This window comes from Janthinobacterium sp. PSPC3-1 (assembly GCF_049896105.1).
GTDB lineage: Bacteria > Pseudomonadota > Gammaproteobacteria > Burkholderiales > Burkholderiaceae_D > Janthinobacterium.
The window spans coordinates 1-606 of sequence record NZ_JAFCTQ010000100.1; the positions used below are offsets into that span (position 1 = coordinate 1).

The following is a 606-nucleotide window of genomic DNA, read 5'->3' on the forward strand; positions in this document are numbered from 1 at the left end:
GGGCCTGCACGATGGAAAAGGAAGTGAAATTGCATAGACAGCTAGGATGTTGGCTCAGAAGCAGCCATCATTTAAAGAGTGCGTAATAGCTCACTAGCCGAGTGGTTTTGCGCCGAAAATTTACCGGGGCTAAGCACATTACCGAAATCGTGGACACGCACCGTCAGGTGCGCGTGATAGGAGAGCGTTCTAAGGGCACTGAAGCAGGACCGTGAGGACCTGTGGAGCGCTTAGAAGTGAGAATGCCGGTATGAGTAACGAGAAACTAGTGAGAATCTAGTTCACCGGATGACTAAGGTTTCCTGGGGAAGGTTCGTCCGACCAGGGTTAGTCGGGACCTAAGCCGAGGCCGAAAGGCATAGGCGATGGATAACAGGTTGAGATTCCTGTACCGGTTAATTGCGTTTTAAGCGAAGGAAAGACACAGAAGGCTAAGTAATGCATGCCGCTGGTTGTGCATGTTCAAGCTGCGAGCCAGGGAATGAGTCAAATGCTTGTTCCCGTTCACGTGAGCAGTGACGAGGACTGAAGTTTAGTAAGGAAGTTACTGACGTCACGCTGTCAAGAAAAGTTTCTAGCTAGTGATTAACCGCCCGTACCGCAAAC

General features: G+C 50.3%; 1 rRNA gene. It reads left to right on the plus strand.

Features of this window, described 5'->3' with window-relative positions:
- Positions 1-606: ribosomal RNA gene (locus ACP7B7_RS31655) — 23S ribosomal RNA — on the plus strand; the annotation flags it as partial.